The organism is Acidobacteriota bacterium (assembly GCA_009861545.1).
GTDB lineage: Bacteria > Acidobacteriota > Vicinamibacteria > Vicinamibacterales > UBA8438 > WTFV01.
This window is the reverse complement of record VXME01000076.1, coordinates 1-20122: the sequence shown is the minus strand read 5'-3', so window position 1 is coordinate 20122 and position 20122 is coordinate 1. Positions and strand designations below refer to the sequence as shown.

Genomic DNA, 20122 nt, shown 5'->3' with positions numbered 1-20122 from the left:
ACAACCATCCCGGCCATCTCATGGACCTGCCCGCGGCCCATCGGTACACTACGCTGATGAAGACAACGCCCATTCCGCTTCGGCCGGCGTCCCGTATCCGCGCCGGCGCCGCCGCGCTTGCGCTCTTCCTGCTCGCCGCGCCGTCGCTGCGCGCGCAGCAATCGATCACCGGGGATCCGGGCGTCGCCGAAGCCCTGCACCTTCTGGACGTCTGGATGGATGCGGCGCAGGCCTACGGCGGCATCCCCGGCGCCTCCCTCTCGGTGGTGCACGATCAGGAGCTCGTGTGGGCGAAGGGCTACGGGTATGCGCACGTGGAGCGGGAGGAGCGGGCGACCCCGTCGACGATGTACTCCATCTGCTCGATCTCCAAGCTCTTCACCGCGGTCGGCGTGCTGCAGTTGCGCGACCAGGGCAAGGTGGACCTCGACGATCCGGTGGCGAAGCATCTGGACTGGTTCGACATCCAGGACGACGACCCGGCGGCGGGCGCGGTCACCGTCGAAGGGCTGCTCACCCATACCTCGGGGCTCCCGCGCGAGGCGGGCGCGCCGTACTGGACCGGCCCCGACTATCCCTTCCCGACCCACGAGCAGATCGTCGGCACGCTGCCCACCCAGTCGATGCTCTACCCCCCGCGCACCTACTACCAGTACTCCAACCTGGGACTCACCCTGGCCGGCGAGATCGTGGCGGCGGCGTCCGGGCAGCCCTACGACGACTACATCCGCGCGAACATCCTGGACCCGCTGGGGATGACGAGCACCTTCACTGACCACGAGGACCGCTTCCGGGACAACCGGCTGGCGAGCGGCTACACCGCGCGCGGGCGGGACGGCAAGCGCCAGCCCGTGCCCGACTATCGGGTGCGCGGCATCAGCCCCGCGGCCGGGTTCATATCCACGGTGGAGGACCTGGGGCGCTTCGCCTCGTGGCAGTTCCGCGTGCTCGCGGGAGACGACGCGCTGCTCGACCGCAACACGCTGCGCGAGATGCACCGGGTGCACTGGCTCGAGCCCGACGGCGACACCACCTACGGGCTGGGCTTCTCGGTGTGGCAGTCGGACGGCGATACCTTCGCGGGCCACGGCGGCTCCTGCCCGGGCTATCGCAGCCACCTGCTGCTGCGCCCGCAGGACAAGGTGGCCACGGCGTTCATGGCCAACGGCCAGGGCGTGAACTCCCGCCGGTTCGCGCAGACCGCCTACGACATCGTCGCGCCCGCCCTGCGCAAAGCGGCCGGGAAGCCCGACGGCGGCACGCCCGCCGACGGGACCGCCGACGGCTCCTCGGGCGGCGCCGCGGCGGACCGGGAGACCCTCATGCGTTTCACGGGCGCCTACCAGCGGCCGCTCGGGGGCGAGAGCGCGGTGCTCATCCGGGAAGGCGATCTGCACGTGCTGCCGCTCCCCACCGACGATCCGCTGGACGCGCTGACCCGGCTCCGCCACATCGAGGACGGCACGTTCCGGCGGGTGCGCGACAACGGCGACCTCGGCGAGGAGTTCCGCTTCGAAGCGCTGCCCGACGGACGGATGCTGATGTGGCGCAACGACAACTACAGCGTACGTGCGGCGGGCATGTGACCCGGCGAGGCATCGGCTGATGAACGCCGCCCCCGCGCACGCACCGCCGAGCGCCCCCAGTCTGCCCCTGGTCGGGGATGCATTCGCCATGGCCGGCGATGTCGGTGCGTTCTTCACCCGGCAGTACCTGCAACTCGGTCCCGTCTTCCGCGTCCGCGCGCTCCACCGCCGGTTCACGGTGCTGGCGGGACCCGAGGCCAACCTGTTCGTCACGCGCGAGGGCAGCAGGCACCTCCGCTCGCGCGAGTTCTGGATGGATTTCGACAAGGAGCTGGGCGCCGCGCGCTCGATGGTGAGCATGGACGGGGCCGAGCACGCCCGGATGCGCAAGGCGCAGCAGCCCGGCTACTCGCGCTCGTTCATCCACGAGCACCTGGACGACGTGATTGCCATCACGAGGCGCGAGGTTGCCGAGTGGCCCCTCGACGAGCCCATTCCCGGCCTGTACGCGTTGCAGCGCATCATCACCGAGCAGCTCGGCACCATCGCCGCGGGCGTGTCGCCCCGCGACTATCTGGACGACATGATCGTCTTCGTGCGCACCCTTCTCGCGGCGCGCGTCACGCGCCAGCGGCCGGCCGTGCTGACGCGGACCCCGCGCTTCCGGCGCGCCCGCCAGCGGGTCGAAGAGCTCTACGCGACGGTGCGGGCGGCCCACGACCCGGACCGTCGATCCGGCGCCGGGCCCGACCTCGTGGACGAGCTGATGGCGCTCCACCATGGCGACCCGCAGTTCCTGCCCGAGACCGATCTGATGCCGGCGGTGCTGGGACCGTTCATCGCCGGGCTCGACACGGTGGGGAGCACGTGCGCGTTCATGCTCTACGCGCTGCTGAAGCACCCCGACCTGCTAGAGCGGATGACCGCCGAGGCGGATGCGAGCTTCGCGCACGGCACGCTGACCGCGGCAGCCGTGCGCCGTCTCGATGTCACGCACCGGGTCGCGCTCGAGACGTTGCGGATGTATCCGATCGCGCCGGCCATCACGCGCACCGTGTCGAACACGTTCGAGTTCGCCGGCTACACCATCCCGGCCGGAGAGAAGGTCATCGTGGCGACGACCGTGCCGCACCATCTGCCGGAGTACTTTCCCGAGCCCGAACGCTTCGATATCGAGCGCTACACGCCCGAACGGCAGGAGCACCGTCAGCCGGGGGTGTTCGTCCCGTTCGGCGCCGGCCCGCACGTCTGCCTCGGGGCCGGGTTCGCCGAGGTGTCCATCGCCGCGACGATGGCCACCATCGTCCACGAAGTCGAGCTGGCCCTGGATCCTCCGGACTACGTTCTGAAGATCAGTCCGGTCCCCACCCCCAGTCCCGACGACCGCTTCCGGATCCGCATGAAGCGCCGGCGCCGGCGGGCCGCGGAAGCGACTCCCGAAATGGAAGAGTCGCCGCGGGAGCGACCGACCACGGCGGCTTCAGACGGCACGTAATCGGTCACGCCGTCCGGGAGCGGACGGAAGGCGGTGGTAGGATGGCCGCCATGTCCTTACAGGCTGCCGCCGCTCCCCGCTTCGTCTGGTTCTGCGTGCTGTGCGCGGCGGCCGCCCTTGCACTGGCCGCCCCCGCCGACGAGCGCGAATGGCTGGCCGGCGACTCGCACATCCACAGCCACTGGAGCACCGGCTACACCGTCGAGGCGGCGCTGCCCGTGGTCGATCGCGACCTCTACGTCCGCGTGCACGGCACGAACACCGCGGATCTCGAGCCTTCCGTGGACGACGCCGGGGAGAACCCCTGGCTCGACCTCTGGTTCTACTCGAACCCGATCTTCATCGAGGTCGAGTGACCGCGCCCTTTCGACCGGCAGGGAGGCGCGGGCAGACCCATGCCTTCGCCCGCGACGACGAGCGCGCCGCCCTGCCGGAAACCAGCAGGATGACCGCCCGGTTGCCGGCCGGAAGGCTCGGCCCCGCTCTTCCCGCAGCGAGATCATCCGTCGGCCCCGAGCCAGTTCTCGACGAGGAGCGCGGGAACCCGCCGGAATTCGTCGACATTCGCCGTGACGACGGTCAGGTCCGCGGCCAGCGCCTGGGCGGCAATCAGCATGTCGTTGGGTCCGATCGGCGTACCGCGACGTTCGAGGTCAACTCTCAACTCGGCGTAGCGCCGGTCGGCCGGCTCCTCGAACGCCAGCACCTCCAGCGCCGAGAGAACGGCCTCGATGCGTCGGCTCAGGCGCTCGGACCCCTTTCGCACCGCACCGTAGCGCAACTCGGACGCCACTACGATGCTGGTGCACACGTGCGACTCGCCGACTTCGGCGATGCGAGTCGCAACCTCCCCCTGCGGAAACCGCGCGACATGCGACACGATGTTCGTGTCGAGCAGGAACCGGACCGCCACTTTCACAGATCCACGTCGTCAAGCGGCTCGAGCCTGGCGTCGACGTCCGGGAACGCTTCCGGCAGGGGCTCCAGGCGTGCAAGCAGGCCGAGCAATCGCCCCTTCCGGACCGGTTCGAGGATCAGGCAATCGCCCTCCCGCCGCATGATGGCTTCCGCTCCATCGAACTCGAAGTCGCGCGGGATGCGCACCGCCTGATTGCGTCCGTTCCGGAACAGGCGCACGTGACGGACCGCGGACCGCTTGGCGGATGAAGAAAGCATATGCTCCACCATATGCCGCATGCTTCCCCCGGTCAACCTCCGCCCCACGTGCAGGCGACCCTGCAGAACTCCTGCATCGACTTGTGGGCCGGGGCGGCGCTGTTGCTGCCTGTACGCGATCGGATTCCTTGGGCTATCGACCGGAGCAACTCGTCGAGCTCGGGCCGACCGACAGAGCCGCGCCATGCTCCACGGAAGTCACGTGGAGCGTCGCGCCGCGCCGCGATGCCTGCGCAGCGCGCCCCGGCGGCGGGCGGCCAACGTGGAGAGCCTGAGCCGCGTCCACCGTTCGTCGATGTCGTGCGGATCGAACGGTTTCCCGTACCAGGTGACCATCTGTTCGTGATCCTCGTGGAGCGGATCCAGCACGGCTTCCAGGAACTCCATGAAGCCCGTCACGCCACCGACATCCTCCGGTGGACTGCGCCGCTCCCCGTCGACGAGCGCCGGGTACTCGACGCCGGCCTTGCCGTCACCGACCGATTCGATGAGGATGTCGTGCCGCCAGTCGTCCCCGAAGTCGTACGTGTAGAGGAACCTCTCGACCCCGCGGTCGATGAGCGTCTTCAGGCGGATGCCCGCCGCCCTGTACACGCGGCGGTCGGAGAAATCGTCCGCCATGGGCTCGCCATAGACGCGGTCGCGGACCTCGAACTCGAACAGGTGGTAGCCCCACCAGTCGAACGTGATCTGGATGATCTCGTGCAGGGTCAGCAGCGTCGAGGTCAACGGCACGTCGACCCGACGAAACACCTTGGGTTCGATCTCCTGCAGTTCAATCCTGAGGCGCGCGACGGGTTCGATCATGGTCTTCCAGCATCCCGCCTCCTCGGCGGATGCGCGGTGGTGACGCGCGGCGTCCTGGGCGTCTTGCGTCCGGCCATCTTGCGTATCACGCGTCGAAGGGATTCAGCACGGGGACGCCGAGACCTTCGACGTCCGGAGTGTTGCGGGTGACGAGGGTCATGTCGTGCACACGGGCGGTCGCGGCCAGAAGCCCGTCGATGACGGGAATCGGGCGCACCGCGCTCAGGCGGCCCCAGGCGTCGGCGACGCGGCCGTCAATCGGGAGGATGCGGTCGGCGTACGAGGTCACGACGTCTTCCAGCCAGCGTTCGAGGATCTCCGCCTGGCGGGAGTCGCGCCGGCGGAGGCGCTCGATACCTTGCCGAATCTCGCCCGTCACGACGACGCTGACGAACAGGTCGGCATCGCTCACGCCGGCGAACCAACTGGCCACGCCGGCGTTGCATCGGTGCGCCTTGCGCACCTCCGAGATGACGTTGGTGTCGAGGAGGAACATCAGAACTCGATATCCCGGCCGAGGTCACGGGACCGATTGATGTCGAGGTCGACCGGGCACGAGGCGAGCAGCTCCTTGAAGCCGCGCGGACGACGGGCGCCCAGACGGTCGCGCAGCAGCGCACGCGTGGCGGCATGGCGATCCGGGTCGCGCAACGCGGTGGCTACGGTGCGGATGAGCTCGACGTCATCGCGGCGCACCTTGACCTCGCAACGTACCCAACCGCCTCGCTTCAGCCGGTCCCGATAGCCGCGCACGGCCAGCGTCTGCTTGTTCGCCAAGGCTCCCTCCTTTCCGGTAATGATACCGGAAATCGATCGAGGCGCCGCCCGCTCAACGACCGCCCATCGTGCGCCGGGTGCCCGAGGTGCCCAGCTCGGAGCAGCTCACCGCGAGCACGCGCGGAATGCGATCAGTGGCGGATCTGCTTCGTATGGCCCGAGGGGAACCCCGGTCCAGCCGGGGTCGAGATCGTCGACTACCATCGATGAGGAGGCACAGGCCGATGCGCGAGCCCATCCACCCGCACGCGGCTGTCCCGCCCGGCGCTTCCTCGGCTCCGTGATCGGCGTGATGAACGCGGCCCTTCCGGGCCTCGGAGACTGAGATCGATGTCGCGGCCGAGTCAGGAGAGGGATCGAAATCGGGCTCGTGTCCATCTGCGCGCGCCTCATGACTCATTTGCACCGCGTCCCTCGCCCGGTGCATTATCCGTCGCGGCATTCATTGCGGCGATGCTGCTCTGCGGAGGCTGCACGAAGGTGCGGCCCGATGCGGCTTCCATGCTCCGGATGTGCCGGACAATGGCGTCGATGTCATAGTTGAAACGCGCTGCGAGCCTGTCGCGCACGGCGCGCACCTCGGCCACAATCGGATCAGGTTTCATCGTCGTCCTCCGCTACGACAAGCTGCTCCGGCGTGCACAGGAGCGGCGGGTCGATGCCGGCGTCTCGACACACGGCCTCGATCCGTGGCCGCGCCGCGGCGTTCGCGATGTGCCGGAAATTCCATGTCACGAGGAACGGCACCCGGTGCACGGCGGCGATCGCGATGTGCACGGCATCCTGCGCAGCCCGCTCGGGCACGGCCTTGGCGTCGACCAGCGCTCGCGCCAGTCGTGCGACTTCCGGCGTGGCGCCGATCACGGGAAGCGGCGAGATCGCCGCCAGCCGCGATTGCGCGGCATCGCGATCTCCCACCGCCGCTTCTTCCCGAACCAGTTCCGAAATCACCAACTCGAACCGCTCCTTCGTACCGGCCCACCAGTCTCGCGTGCTCTGCTGCCGCCCTGCAATCACTATGTCACGCGCGGGCCGGGCCGTCAGATAGCTGACGACGCTGGTTTCGACGTAGACACGCGGCTTCATCATGAACGTGCGTCCGGAATCTCAAGGACGCCTCCACAACTGTACCGCGTCGGTGTCCATCTCGGCCTTCAGCGCCTTGAGCGCGCTGTAGGGATCGCCACCATCTTGCGCGTCACGCGTCGAAGGGATTCAGCACGGGGACGCCGAGACCTGCGATGTCCGGCGTGTTGCGGGGGACGACGGTCATGTCGTGCACACGGGCGGTCGCGGCCAGGCGTTCCGTTGCGGGCCCGGAAAACACCGGTCAGCTTGTTCAACCGCGGCTTGGATGCGCGTGTACGGTCACTCCCCCGCCCGCAGGTCGTCGAGGAACTCCGAGCCCGGCTCCACGCCGGTCACCAGCAGCCGGTCGCGCGCGCGGGTGCAGGCGACATAGAGCAGATGCCGCTCGGTGCCGTAGACCTCCTCCAGGTCGGCGTCATCGCCCACGCGTTCCATCCGGGCCAGCAGCGGAATGACCTCGTCGTCGCAGGCGGCGACCGCGACCGCCCGAAACTCCAGCCCCTTGGCGAGGTGCATCGTGCCGACCGCGACCGACCCGGGCACGCCGCCGGACCCGTCGTCGAGCTGCACGGCGCGCATACCCGCCGCCCGCACCGCCGACAGCGCCCGTTCGATCTGCTCCAATGACCTGACGAACACGCCGATTGCCTGCGGCGCGTAGCCCTCGCGCTGTCGAGCTCGAAGCCAGTCCGCGATAGCCTCGGTCTCGTCGTCCGGTGAATCGAACGTCCTCACCTCGGGCGCCGGACCGTTGAACACCGACACCGTTGCGCCTCGCCGCTCGGCGTTGCCGTCGACGTCGGCCAGCTCGGGCGGCAGGAGGCGGTCCGCCTGTCGCCGGATCTGATGCGACGTGCGGTAGTTGATGCGCAGCGTCTGGGATCGCCCGCGCACGTCGACGCCGAGCGCCCGCCACGAGAAAGGCGTCTGGAAGATCCGCTGTCCGAGATCCCCGGCGAAGAACAAGCCGTTCGGCCGGCTCCCGCCCAGGGCCGCCAGAAACCGCAGCTCCGCGACGCCGATGTCCTGGGCCTCGTCGATCACGGAGAAGTCGAACGGCGGATGCGCAGCCTCCGCCATCGTCGCCGCCACCCGCGCGAACATGCCGGGCTCGGTCAACCTCCGCTGTTCGACGAGCGCAGACCGGACCCGCGAGAAGATCGACCACAGCAGCGCCCGCTGCTTCTCGGCCAACCGGGTCTTGCGGCCGAGCCGCTGCACGTCGCGGTAGTCCTCCCAGCTCGCGAGCTGCCAGGCGTCGACCACCGTGCTCCATTCCGTCCGGAGGAAGTGCGCACCGAAACGGTGACCCTTGATATCGGCAGCCGCCTGCCGGAGCAGTTCCCGGATATCTTCGTCCGTGGCCAAGTGGAGGCGGCCGACCTTCGCCGTGTAGAGGCGCCGCCCGATGGCGCTCATCGAATGCACCTCGAGGCGCTCGGCGATCTTCGGCTCGTTCCCGATGAGGCGTCTGAGGCGCGTTTGCAGCGCGGTGGCCAGCGCATCGGAGAAGGTGGCCAGCAGCACGCGGCTCTCCGGATGTGCGCGCGCCAGATGCACCGCCCTGTGGAGCGCGACGATGGTCTTGCCGGTGCCGGCCGAGCCCGCGACACGCGCCGGTCCCGTGTACTCGCGTTCGACGAGCTGTCGCTGGGCCGGATGCAGGAAGACGGTCCATTTCTCCCAGGGATAGTCGAGGGCCCGTTCCAGCGCCTCCACGTCCGCCACTACCCGGAAGCGGCGCTGCGCGTCCGGATGCGCGAACGGATCGGCGCCCGCCACGGCAGGCGCCGGGCGATCAGGTGCACCGCCGGTCGCAAGTGCAGCAGCGCCTCGGCGGCCTCGCCCGGCAGGTGATCGGCGAGGTCGAGCAGCGTGTCCTCGGTCGCGGCCCGTACGTCGTTCAGCCACTCGACGGGCACGCCGTAGCCCAGCAGATCGTCGTCCGACGCGTCGGCGAAGAAAGCCATCCGCGACGCCGCCGGTCTGCCAGCCGCGACGCCCTGAGTGGACGTGGGGACATCGACCTCCACATACCGCGGCACCTGGATCTCGCGGACCGTTTCGCGGATCTCGACGAGCTGCGCCGCTCCTGTCCTGGGATGCCGCTCCAGTCGCCGGCGCTCGGCCCAGTGGTACGCCGCGTCGTGATGATCGACGTAGCAGAGCAGGAAGCTGGAAGCGGTCCGGTGGACGATCAGCCGGATGTCGCGACTGACCCGCACGGACCAGAAGTCCTTATCCTTCGCCCGGTCGACCTGGTGCAGCTTCAGGCCCGGATGCGCCGGATTCATCTGCAGGTCGAACGCCGCCGTCTTGACCGCCTTCTGCTCGTCGCCCGTCAGCTTCGCCAAGCTGTCGGTGAAGGTGTCGGCGATGCGGAACTGCATCAGGTCTCTATCTCGACCGGCACACCGATCTGGTTCGCGACTTCCGTCCGGAGATCCACGTCGACCTCCGGCGCCTTGATGCTGACGACGAGCGCGTATCGCGCGGTTTGGTCGTATCTCTCGAGAGCTTGACGGGTCTTCCACCAACCTACCGCAGGGTAGACGGCGAGGCTCCCCCGGCTTGCGAGATCAGCCGCGCTGCCGCGCCAGATGTCCGCATGCAGTGAACCTCTGTGACGAGTCTGCTTCCCAATCAACCACTCGGGATCGCTGCCCTGCGCGCGACGAAGACTTCGCGCGAGACTCCGTTGTGGCCCACGATCAATCAACCACTCGGGATCGCTGCCCTGCGCGCGACGGGTCCCTTCCTCTTCGTCTCGCGCCGCTACGTTGATCCTGCTGCGAAACTCATCCACCGACTCAAGGGGTCGCTTCACGTCGAAACGGAGACCGTGGGACTCGTATCGGTACCGGGGCCATGCTGCGCCTTGTCGCTACACTCCTCTCGCAGCCAGCTTATCGGCGATGGCCAGGCGCTCCTTCAGCATCACCCGGATGTCCGCTTCGCGAACCAGAGCCCGCTGTTGAATCAGGGCATCCTTCAGCGCCTCGTCGGCGGCGCGAACCACCTCCGCGTAGCTCAGGCCCGCGGCGAGGGCGGCGAGGCTGCGCCAGCGGATCCGCTTCACGGCCCCCGAAGCGAGCCGCGTCCTGAGGAGTCGTGCAATCTGCGCCGTGTCGGGCAACTCGTAGTGCAGGATGTCGTCGAAGCGACGGAAGAGCGCCGGATCGAGAATGCCTGGATGGTTGGTCGCGGCAATGACGAGGCTGTGGGAGCGATCCTGCTCGATCATCTGGAGAAAACTATTGAGGACACGTCGGATCTCGCCGACATCGTTCGCGAGCCCGCGCTGCGAGCCAATCGCGTCGAACTCGTCGAAGAAGTAGACCCCCCGCGTTCGGCCTGTCGCCTCGAAGATCTGACGCAGCTTGGCCGCCGTCTCCCCCATGTACTTGGTGATGAGCCCGTCGAGGCGCACCTGCAGAAGTGGAAGCCCCAGCTCGCCGGCCAGAACGGCCGCCGTCAGCGTCTTGCCGGTGCCGGGCGGTCCCGTCAACAACAACTTCCGGCGCGGTGCGAGTCCCCGCTCCACGATGCGCCCCGCATGGCGCTGCTCCCGAATCACACGTTGAATCTGATCCCCGAGCTCCTTGCCCAGCACCATCTGTCCCAACCGCTCGCTCGGATAGGACGCTCCCAGCAGGTTCGCCAACTCGCCGCGCGGTCGCCCGATCGGGACCGGCGCCACGGTTCCTGGCTTGCTCTTGGCGCGATCGATCAGGGTGCGCAGCTCCTCCGCGAGTCTCCCATGCCCGCGCCGCGCCTCGTGGGCAGCCACCTGCATGGCGACGGAGAAGAACCGGTCGTCATCGCCATCCGCGTGCGACTTCAGCAGCGCCTTGAGCTGTTCACCGCTGGCCATCAGGCATTCTCCATCGTCGGGACGCGACGAGTCACACCCGGAACACCTTCATCACCTCGTCGCCGAGGTGGTTGATGACCTTGACGGCGATGCGGCCCGACTCGGGGCGGTCGAACGGACGCGAGATCGAACCGCACCCTGCTGGTGATCTCAGGCTCCATGAACATCGTGTCCATCTGCGCGCGGCTCAGCCTCGTGCGCGCCATCTGCGAGCGCGGGTTCGCGGGGCGGAGAAGGTACGTACGTCAGGCCCGATCTTGCTTCCTCTGCCTGGATGTGCCGGAAAATCGCCTCCAGGTCATAGTCGAACCTTGCTGCGAGCCGGTCCCTCGCCGCGCGCACCTCGGCTACGATCGGATCATCCACCATCATCCACCTCCTCGGGCTCCGTGAGCTCCTCGGGTGTGCACAGAACGGGCGGCTCGACGCCGCTATCGCGACAAACGGTTTCGATCCGCCGGCGTGCCGTCGCGTTGGCGATGTGGCGGAGGTTCCAGGTAGCGAGGAACTCGACATTGTGCACGGCAGCAATCGCGACGTGCGCGGCGTCCGGCGCAGCCCGTCGCGGTACCGCCCCCGCATCTACCAGCCGCTGCGCCAACGCAAGCGCTTCCTTGGGGAAGGCGAGCCTGGCGAGCGGCGCAAGCGCGGCGAGCCGGGCGGCCGCAGCATCTGGATCGCCGACACCGGCTTCCTCGCGGACCAACTGCGAAATCACCAGCTCGAATCTGCTTGAGGCTGTCACCACCAGTCCCGCGTGCCCTGCTGCCGCCCTGCAATCACTATGTCACGGGCCGGCCGTGCCGTCAGATAGCTGACGACGCTTGTCTCGACGTAGACGCGCGGCTTCATGGGCGACTCCTGCTCACACCCGGAACACCTTCATCACCTCGTCGCCGAGGTGGTTGATGACCTTGACGGCGATGCGGCCCGACTCCGGGCGGTCGAACGGGCGCGAGACGTCGCTGTGGAGCGACGCCCACGCGTGGGCGTCGATCTCGGCCTTCAGCGTCGTCTTCAGCGCCTTGTAGGGGTCGTTCGCGCCGAGGAAGTAGGCGTGCCGGACGAAGAAGCTCTCCTCGTTGTAGTCGGTGTCGATGAACCAGCAGGCGATGCCGTCGGCGCCGTCGCTGCGGACCTCGCCGGTGGTCGGGTGGAAGACGTCCACGCCGTTGATCCGCACCTGGATGCGCGTGCCGCCGTCGCCTTCGTCGCCGACCGGGAGGATGTCTATGTCCGGCTCGCCGAAGATGACGAACAGGTTGCCCTTGCCGGTGTTCTTCAGCTCGTCGGCCATGTGGAGGTCGGCGTTCATGCGCGCCTTCAGCACCGGGATGCGGCCGAGGCGGTTGAACTCGGACGCGTGCGCCTCGTAGTTGAACGCGCAGCCGATCAGGACGTCGAAGCCGGCGTCGCCCGCCTCGCGCGCGGCCGCCACCAGGTCCGGTCGGGCCACGGTGCCGAACTCGGGGCCGACGAAGATCCCGGCGCGCTTCTCCGGGCCGGCATCGCCATCGCTCTCGCGGTAGCGTCCCTCCGCGCAGATGTACTCGCCCGGCCAGGGCGTGACGGCGGCGAAGGCGATGCGATCCTCCTTGTGCGCCTGCTGCACGCCGGCGGCCGCGAGCTGCTCCAGGATCATGGCCGCGAAGTCCTGCTGCAGCCCGTAGTCGGCCCTCGGCTCGGCGGCGCGGTCGATGAGCTCGTCGTCCTCATCGACCGCCAACACGCGGTGCGGCGACAGGCTCTCCACCGTGAACGGTCCCGCCACCCGGACCTTCCGGTTGTCCTCGTAGGGCTTGTCGTAGAGGTACTCGTAGTCGGCCCGGGCCGCGATGGAGGCGTCGATCTCCTGTTGCCGGGCGATGCGCGCCTCCCACCAGAGGCGATGCGCCTCGACCGCCTCCGCCGGCCAGTCCTCGGACGCCTCGCGGGGAATCTGCCACTCCTCCCAGTCGCCATCGAGCTTGGCGTTCAGGTCGTCGCGTAACGGCTCCAGCGTCTCCTGCCAGCGCTCCCAGATGACGTCGATCTCGGCGTTGTTGGCAATCGACTTGAGCGTGATGTGCGGCACCCGCTCGTAGACGAACCCCTGCCGGACGTCACCGTGCGTCGGTGTCTCCGAGGGTGCCTTGCGCGTGATCTCGGCCTCCTTGCGCTGCCCTTCCGGACTGTCAGCGAGAAGGTAGTACGGGTAGCGCGCACCCATGACGCGGGCACGGGCGAGTGCCAGCGCTACTCGGGAGGTATCGATGGTGATCCAGCGGCGGCCCCATTGCTCGGCGACATACGCGGTTGTACCGGAACCGCAGGTAGGATCGAGCACCAAGTCGCCGGGGTCGGTGGTCATGAGGATGCAACGCTCGACAACGGTACGGTTCGTCTGTACGACGAAAACCTTGGGGTCATCAAATCCCGACGTAGTTGTATCAGTCCACAGATTGGAATGCGGGAATACGGAGAAGTCGTTCAGAAACCGAACGTAACGCAGTGTCTTGCCGACGAATATCATGCGCTTCGCGAGCGAAATCCGTCGCAGTCCATGCGCATCCGTCTTGAAGGTACCCTTCTTGACCTCAAACGGCTTGCCCTCATAGATGAACTCCCGAACATCTTCTCCCTGTGCTGGCCTCTGGCTGGTAATGTCACCGTGGGCGAACACCTTCAACGATTTGACATCTACGCTGCCTTGCCTCCATTCCGTCAAGGTACGCCTCTCTCCGCTTGGGTTCTCTGCGAATCCGTATTGACTCGCACCGGCAGAACCAGGTTCCTTCTGCTGAAAGAGCGCCCGGTATTTGGTTGATTCAGACTTACTGAACCACAAGAGAGAATCGAAAACTCCTGATAGAGAGTCTGACGAAGTTGACGAAGTCTTCTGGAACACGATTTCGCCGACGAAGTGTCCTTCGCCGAACACTTCGTCCATCAACGCCCGCACCCGATGGACATTTTCATCGCCGATCTGCACGAAGATCGAACCGCTCTCGGCCAACAGCTCTCGCGCTACGATCAACCGATCGCGCAGGTACGTCAGATACGAATGAATGCCGTCTCGCCATGTGTCCCGAAACGCCTTGACCTGCTCCGGCTCCCGGCTGATGTGCTCCGCCTTGCCGTCCTTGACATTGCGGCTGGTCGTCGACCACTGGAAGTTCGAGTTGAACTTGATGCCGTAGGGCGGGTCGAGGTAGATGCACTGCACCTTGCCGCGCAGCCCCTCGCGCTCGGCGAGCGAGGCCATCACCTGCAAGCTGTCGCCGAGGATCATCCGGTTCGACCAGTTCGCGTCGTGCTGGTAGAACTCGGTCCGGGCATCATCGTTCGGCAGCCCGTTGAAGTCGGCGAACAGATCCGGCTGGACTTCCGTGCGGTCGCCGCCTTGCCCGACCTGCCCGTTCCCGCGCTGCCGGCGCAGGTCGTCGACGAGCACCTTCGGGTGGACCTTCTCCTGGATGAAGAGCGGCGGGGCCTGCACCACGAGGTCGGACCAGTCCTGCGCGTCCTTGCCGCGCCAGACGAGCTGCGGGTCGAGGTCGCGGTTGCGGCGCTGGTAGGCGACCTGGACGGGGCTCTGCTCGGCGCGCTCCATCACGGACCGGAACTCGACCGTGGGGATGTTCTTGCGCGACGCCTCCTCATGCCTGAGGGTCGCGACGGTCCGCGGATTCGCTTTGGCTCGCCCCATGCGGCTCCTCCGTCTACTTGTCCCGTCCGATTGGATCGACGCCGAGGTCACGACAGATCTTGCGAGCCAGGGTATCGTTGATCTCCCGGTGTCTCGGCACGGCGGAACGCCGGTCTCCGGACCGGTTGCGCCACCAGGAATGCCGCGATCCTTCGCGGACCAGTGCGCACCCTTGGCCCTGCAGGTATCGCAACAGCTCGCTCCGCTTCATGCAACGACGACCTTCTCTTCCCGATAGTCGTCACCGGCCGCGGCCAGAGCGTCCCGCCGATTGAACTCGAGCGCTTCCGCAAGTGCATCGGCGAGGCTCTGCCGCAACTCCTCGTGCGTGCGTTCCTGGCAGTTGACGCCCGGCACTTCCTCAATCCAGCCGATCCACCATTCGCCGCAATGCTTCACGACCGCGGTGTACTCCATGTGCATTCCCTCGTTCGTCCTGTCGCGAATCTCTCCACCCGCCGCCGACAGGAGCCGCCAACGTAGCCCCGTCGCTGCCGCTCGTCAAGGCAACGCCCGCTCGACGAGCGCCTGGAACTGCCCCTTCAGCGCGCTTTCGAAGTCCTCCTCCATCGTGTAGACATCCGTCAGCTCGGCGAAGGCCCAGCGGCCGTAGGCGCCGAGGTTGTTGACGCCGGGGACCCAGTAGGTGTCCATCGTCGTCTTCTTGTCCTTGGCGTCTTCGCCCCGGTAGCCCTTCACCTCGACCACGAGACGGAGCAGGTCGTCGTCGCCGCGGCCATCGTCGACGAGCACGACGAAATCGGGGAGGTAGCGGCGCGTCCGGGAACCGTAGCGATAGGGCACCTCGAGGCCGAGGGCGTGGTTCTTGACGTAGGCGCGCACCCGCGGATGCGATTCGACGACGAGACAGAACTGGGCCTCCCAGTCGCTGTCGCACACGACCCAGTTGATGTGGCAGCGGCCGGGGTCGGTCTCCCAACGGAGCTTCTTCGAGGTCGTGAAGCGCACGTGGAGCGTCGACCCGACGGGGTTATAGGGATCCAGCATCGCCTTGATCGGACGCTCGCCCAGTAGATTGGAGACGATCCCGGCCGTGATCCGTTCGCACGCCATGTCCGCAAGTTCCTGGTACATGAGCTGCGCCGGATACGTCCCGCCCTTGCAGTCGAGGTGGTCGTCGAGCCACTGCCGGGTGATCCGCTTGAGCTGGCCGAACAGGTGCAGCTTCGGCTCCTCGCCGGGATCCCGCCACTTGGTCTCCAGCAGCCGCTTCGTAAGGTGAAACAGCAGGGTCGACTTCCGCAGGTCGCGGGTATGGATCAGGTTCAGATCGACCCCTTCGCCGATGATGCCCTCGACGCGCGTGTTGGACGGGCCGACCAGCGCGGGGGTGAGCTCCAGCGTCGAGTCGTCGTTGAAGCGGGCCGTCAGCCGCTCTTCGGGGAGCTCGACGCGGTAGCCAGCCACCCGCGGGAAGCGGATCTCGCAGGCGTCGCGTTCCGGCGTGATCGCCCGCACCAGCACCGTCTCGCGCGGCGGCGGCGGCTTGACCGGCACCGGCTTGGCGGTGAAATCGAACGGGATGCCGAGGACATCGGCGTACTCGACGTCGAAGAGGCCGTCCTCGTTGGGATCGTAGGACTGGCGACGCAGCGCGCGCCCGACGACCTGCTCGCAGAGGAGCTGCGTGCCGAAAGCGCGGACGCCCAGGATGTGCGTGACCGTCCGGGCGTCCCAACCCTCGGTCAGCATCGAGACGGAGACGACGCAGCGGACGGATCCGCCGAGGGTGTCCGGCTTGCCGACCGTGTTCATCACTTCGCGGAGCAGATCCTGGTCCGACAGGTGCTCGGCCTGCTTCCGATCACCCGTCCGGGCGACGATCTCCCGACGGAAGCGCTCGATCTCGTCGCCGGCCGCGGCGCGGAAGTTCTTGTCGAGCGCCTCGCCCGAGTCGAGCTGCTCGCTGTCGATGAGCAGCGTGCGCGGGCGGGGGTGCGGGTTGCCGTGCTCGTCGAAGTTGCGAAACAGCGGCAGGCGGCCGTTGACCAGCGTCGTGGCGCCGTACTCGTTCTCGCGGAAGAAGCCGGAGACGAAGTCGTAGACGAGCTTCGAGGTCGAGGTGTTGTTGCAGACGATGATGAAGCAGGGCGGCGCCGCGATGCCGGCCTGCTCCCACAACTGGAACGTCTGCTCGTAGTGGCCGTAGAGGGCCTGGAGCGCGGTCTGCAACTCCACCGGCAGGCTCAGCGGATCCAGCCCGCCAGCCTTGCCGCGGCCCCGCTTCGGCATCTTCGGGCGGATGTGCTCCCACAGGTTCCGGAACTTCGGCATCTCGCCGCCGGGGATGTTGTCGGCCACCGGCACGCGCGGCAGCTTCACGATGCCGCACTCGATGGCGTCCATCAGCGAGAAGTCGCTCGCCGTCCACGGGAACAGCGTCCCCTCCGCGTAGCCGGAGCCGCGCAGGAAGAAGGGCGTCGCCGACAGGTCGATCACGCGCTGCAGGCCGAGCTTCCGCTGGACGGCTTCAAGCCCCGAGATCCAGACCCGCGCTGCTTCCCGGTTCCGCTCGGCCTCCTTGCGGTCGTCGCCCTTCAGCGGGCCTTCGTCGTCCTCGCCGGCCGACTTCTCGCGGTAGCAGTGGTGCGCCTCGTCGTTCAGGGCCAGGATGCGCTTCATGCCCATCAGTCCCGGCATGACGCGCTGCAGCATCTGCCCTTCGGTCTCCTTCGTCCGCAGCTCGGGCCCCGGCCCCTGCAGCAGGGCGCGGCCGCCCTTCGACAGCGGCAGCGTCTCGCGCCGCAGGAACGCGTGGTAGTTGGTGACGACGATCTTCGCCCGCTCCAGGTCGCGGAGCATGTCGCTCGGCACCAGCTCGCGGCTCGCGTAGTAGCTGTCCGGATCGTTCGGCTGAAGCACCCGCAGCCGGTCGCGGATGGTCACGCCGGGCGTCACCACCAGGAAGCCGCGCGTGAACCGCCGGCTGCCCGGCCGGCGCACCGCGTTGACCGTCTGCCAGGCGATGATCATCGCCATGACGGTGGTCTTGCCGGCCCCGGTGGCGAGCTTCAGAGCCAACCTCGCGAGGCCCGGATTGGCGCCTTCGCTGGCGGCGTCGATCTGATCGAGAAACCCGCGGCCCTCCTTGCCGAGGGTCGGCGCCACCTCGGTCAGCCAAATCGCGGTTTCGACCGCCTCAACCTGGCAGAAGAAGGGACGGAGGTCGGTGAACCGATGGCTGCGCCAGTGGCGCAGGAGCCGTGCGGTCTCCGGCGTCACGCTCCAGGCGTTCGGATCCGGCAGCTCCCGCCAGCGATCCACCTGATGGCGGACGCCGCCGATGAACGCCGTCAGGTCGTACTGCTGCGCCTCGGTCCCGAGCGCCTGCGCGGCCACGTCGAAGAGGATCTTCTCCTGCTGGACGCCCTTCTGCTTCTTCGGCTTCGGGATCGGCGTGATGAACGCGACCTTGCGCCGCTCGGACAGGATCCTGTTCGTCGGCTGGCCGCCGGCGTCGAGCTCCCAGTGGCGGGATGGGTACTCGTACGGCGAGTTCAGGATGGGTTGTTCGAAAAATGTGGGATCCATCTTGCGTCAGGTCGATCTATTGGCTACACGCATTTTTCGACTACGCCGCGAGTTGGGTTTGCCCGTTTCCAATGTTTTCGTTCGTCTTGTCCTAACTTCGTGGAGGCGGCCAGAATCGCCAATCGAAGCAAACTCGATGCAGCTGGCAGATCCCGACGAATAGCAAGAGCCTCAGCCCTAGTTCCGCAAACGGAAATTGCGAGCGCCGCATACCTCCTTATGACCTCAGACGCAGATTGAGTATAAAGGCTGACGATTTCCCTCGCGTTGATCCACCCCGGGGACGTGGAAAAGACGTATAGAATCCACATTGCATAGTGCGCCGGCGGAGGATTCTGCCTTCTCTTTAGGGGACGCGCCAACTTCCCTCCGATTCTTCGTTTCTCTTCCGTCGAAAGATTCTGAAAGGAAATGACGTACTCGGCTATGTGTTCTACCACCGGATAGAACAACTCTGCGTGGTCAATGACAATGTTCAATAGCCCCATTCTCAGGGCTTCATCCACTCCAGGAATGTTCGGAAGCCGCGTCAAGACGTATCGTACAACCCGGTAATCAACGATCTCTTGATCAGAAATCGACTCCAGGAATAGTTGCTGCAGGTCAAAACCATGTATCTGATCAACCATTCGCTGGAGTTCTTCACCGTCAGCTTCTTCCTCCACGTAGCCTGAGTCACGGAATAGTGCAAGGAGCGTGTCTCTGTCGGTCAGTCTGTCCTCTGGTTTGGATAGCACCCAATCTACATATTTCGCAACTGGCCAAATTTTCGTTTTTGCGGACTGGAGAGTCAACCCATGATTCACAAATATCCATTCCGCTAGCTGGAACACCGCGGATTGTGCCATGTACTCCGTGCGAGAAAATATATGATAGTCGTCAACCCAACGCACATAGTCAACGCCTTGAGACTCCAAGTGGGCGTCAACATCTATGAGAACGGCCTCGCCAAGCACCCGCGAGGCATGTGGACCTACCGGAATGCCATAGCTGTTACTTTCCATCAGGTGGTTGATCATTTTCTTTACGAGCACTCTGGCTACGTCGTTGCCACGAGGGCTGGAGGAAGCAGACGTTATGACATTCTCAAGGCGGTGTTGGTTTACGCGAGGATAGAAATCGGCTATATCAGCAATCGACACGAAACGCACCGTGGGTTTGCGCGATTTTCTTTGCAGTTCCGCAAGGTACTTCGTATAGGCTCCACGCGTAGTGTAGAGGCGGTTAGATACTCCCGGTTGAGTCCTGTACGAAAAGACCCGGCGGGCGCGTCGTGAGATACGGGCGCTTTCCAGGTCATCTTTGACAATTATCACCAAGGCGGTGTAAAGGATGAGGTCCTCCGGATGGAGCAAGTGTGCAACGCGAAGGTTTGCTCTGCTCTTTGGGACAAAGACACGCAGCGGCTTGTACGGTACGTACACGTCAAGATCGATTCCAGCTAGGTATTGCCTGATTTCTGGCCAATTGTCCGTGACGGTTGTCCATTCGGGAGGGGGTGGAAACAAGGCACTGTATCCATGATGGGATATGGCTTCGAAGGCGCTCTGCAATTCAGTATCCGTCAGCTTGAACATGGCAGCCTGCAAGAATTGCCCATTATCGCAGAAACGGGTGGCGCCGGTGGCACCTGTAGCCGACACCTCGAAGCGATTGGCTGTGCGAGATGGTGAGCGTCTGCGTGGAGTGGACGTCGAAGTTCATCATCAGATGGGGCTGGTCCGCACTCAGTGGGCCCCAGGATACCATGCAGTTGTTGGCTCAGGAGCTGGCGACACCTCGTACGGACCGAAATGCCCCGGCCAAGGCGACCGGGGCAGGCCCCAAGAGCGAGGAAAGCCTTCCCAAGCAGCTCCTGATTACTACCGGGCAGACCCACAAGCGCCTGGCCATCCCTGTCCACAAGCCCGAGCGTACAGCGCCGCCGGCTCCTGGTCGATGATCTCTCCCTTGCTGCCCCGCAGCACAATCGGATAGTCCTCGACAGTCGGCGGCCCCCGCTCGAACGCACCGTCACCGGCAAGCACCGCCCGATAGTTCCCGCACGCCGCCTCGAACCCCAGCTCACACCCCCGCTGGAACGCGAACAAAGCCTCGACCTGCCCGTCACCTTCGCGAGCCTCCCCAACCCCTCCAGC

Annotated in this window: 16 protein-coding genes and 4 pseudogenes; 4 read left to right on the top strand and 16 right to left on the bottom strand. The window is 66.3% G+C overall.

What is annotated here, in order from left to right; all coding sequences use genetic code 11:
- Positions 1-20 precede the first annotated feature (20 nt).
- The 3 genes from F4X11_12325 to F4X11_12315 are packed head-to-tail and all read left to right on the top strand — an operon-like array spanning position 21 to position 3377.
- Positions 21-1586 (top strand): beta-lactamase family protein, encoded by a 1566-nt coding sequence (locus F4X11_12325; GenBank protein ID MYN65795.1) that lies wholly within the window; start codon positions 21-23, stop codon positions 1584-1586.
- A 19-nt stretch (positions 1587-1605) separates the two neighbouring features.
- Positions 1606-3021, top strand: coding sequence for a cytochrome P450 (locus F4X11_12320; GenBank protein ID MYN65794.1), 1416 nt, complete (start codon positions 1606-1608; stop codon positions 3019-3021).
- Between the two features lie 50 nt (positions 3022-3071).
- Entirely contained in the window at positions 3072-3377 is a 306-nt protein-coding gene (locus F4X11_12315) for a hypothetical protein (GenBank protein ID MYN65793.1), read from the top strand.
- A gap of 143 nt (positions 3378-3520) precedes the next feature.
- On the opposite strand, the gene F4X11_12310 is transcribed toward F4X11_12315, so the two are convergent.
- The 4 genes from F4X11_12310 to F4X11_12295 all read right to left on the bottom strand — a co-directional run bounded on the left by F4X11_12310 (position 3521) and on the right by F4X11_12295 (position 5503).
- Entirely contained in the window at positions 3521-3940 is a 420-nt protein-coding gene (locus tag F4X11_12310; GenBank protein MYN65792.1) for a type II toxin-antitoxin system VapC family toxin, read from the bottom strand.
- Positions 3937-4197, bottom strand: coding sequence for an AbrB/MazE/SpoVT family DNA-binding domain-containing protein (locus tag F4X11_12305; protein MYN65791.1), 261 nt, complete (start codon positions 4195-4197; stop codon positions 3937-3939). The genes F4X11_12310 and F4X11_12305 overlap by 4 nt, the downstream gene beginning before the upstream one ends.
- A 198-nt stretch (positions 4198-4395) precedes the next feature.
- On the bottom strand, positions 4396-5004 hold the full coding sequence (locus F4X11_12300) for a plasmid pRiA4b ORF-3 family protein (protein MYN65790.1): 609 nt from the start codon (positions 5002-5004) through the stop codon (positions 4396-4398).
- 85 nt (positions 5005-5089) lie between these two features.
- A complete protein-coding gene (locus F4X11_12295; GenBank protein ID MYN65789.1) occupies positions 5090-5503 on the bottom strand; it encodes a type II toxin-antitoxin system VapC family toxin in 414 nt (137 codons plus the stop codon).
- A gap of 407 nt (positions 5504-5910) precedes the next feature.
- On the opposite strand from F4X11_12295, the pseudogene F4X11_12290 reads away from it, so the two are divergent.
- Positions 5911-5991 (top strand): annotated as a pseudogene (locus F4X11_12290) (plasmid maintenance system killer protein).
- Positions 5992-6170: 179 nt separating this feature from the next.
- Here the strand turns inward: F4X11_12290 and F4X11_12285 are convergent.
- From F4X11_12285 to F4X11_12230, 12 genes and pseudogenes are all read right to left on the bottom strand, one after another.
- A complete protein-coding gene (locus F4X11_12285; protein ID MYN65788.1) occupies positions 6171-6386 on the bottom strand; it encodes a hypothetical protein in 216 nt (71 codons plus the stop codon).
- Positions 6376-6867, bottom strand: a complete 492-nt coding sequence (locus F4X11_12280) for a type II toxin-antitoxin system VapC family toxin (protein ID MYN65787.1) — start codon at positions 6865-6867, stop codon at positions 6376-6378. Before F4X11_12280 ends, F4X11_12285 begins: the two co-directional genes overlap by 11 nt.
- Positions 6868-6979: 112 nt before the next feature.
- Positions 6980-7054 (bottom strand): type II toxin-antitoxin system VapC family toxin, encoded by a 75-nt coding sequence (locus F4X11_12275; GenBank protein ID MYN65786.1) that lies wholly within the window; start codon positions 7052-7054, stop codon positions 6980-6982.
- Positions 7055-7149: 95 nt separating this feature from the next.
- A pseudogene (locus F4X11_12270) lies at positions 7150-9260 on the bottom strand (AAA family ATPase).
- A pseudogene (locus F4X11_12265) lies at positions 9260-9733 on the bottom strand (hypothetical protein). Before F4X11_12265 ends, F4X11_12270 begins: the two co-directional pseudogenes overlap by 1 nt.
- Positions 9734-9754: 21 nt before the next feature.
- Positions 9755-10744, bottom strand: a complete 990-nt coding sequence (locus F4X11_12260) for an ATP-binding protein (protein ID MYN65785.1) — start codon at positions 10742-10744, stop codon at positions 9755-9757.
- Between the two features lie 358 nt (positions 10745-11102).
- A pseudogene (locus tag F4X11_12255) lies at positions 11103-11596 on the bottom strand (type II toxin-antitoxin system VapC family toxin).
- A 13-nt stretch (positions 11597-11609) separates the two neighbouring features.
- Positions 11610-14432, bottom strand: coding sequence for a site-specific DNA-methyltransferase (locus tag F4X11_12250; protein MYN65784.1), 2823 nt, complete (start codon positions 14430-14432; stop codon positions 11610-11612).
- Positions 14433-14445: 13 nt separating this feature from the next.
- Positions 14446-14643, bottom strand: coding sequence for a type II toxin-antitoxin system HicA family toxin (locus tag F4X11_12245; GenBank protein MYN65783.1), 198 nt, complete (start codon positions 14641-14643; stop codon positions 14446-14448).
- Positions 14640-14855: a type II toxin-antitoxin system HicB family antitoxin gene (locus tag F4X11_12240; protein ID MYN65782.1), complete on the bottom strand. Its 216-nt coding sequence runs from the start codon at positions 14853-14855 to the stop codon at positions 14640-14642. The genes F4X11_12245 and F4X11_12240 overlap by 4 nt, the downstream gene beginning before the upstream one ends.
- Before the next feature lie 78 nt (positions 14856-14933).
- Positions 14934-17984 (bottom strand): restriction endonuclease, encoded by a 3051-nt coding sequence (locus F4X11_12235; protein ID MYN65781.1) that lies wholly within the window; start codon positions 17982-17984, stop codon positions 14934-14936.
- A gap of 23 nt (positions 17985-18007) precedes the next feature.
- The gene (locus F4X11_12230) at positions 18008-19561 is read right to left on the bottom strand and encodes an RNA-directed DNA polymerase (protein ID MYN65780.1); all 1554 of its coding nucleotides are present in this window, start codon (positions 19559-19561) and stop codon (positions 18008-18010) included.
- Between the last annotated feature and the right edge of the window lie 561 nt (positions 19562-20122).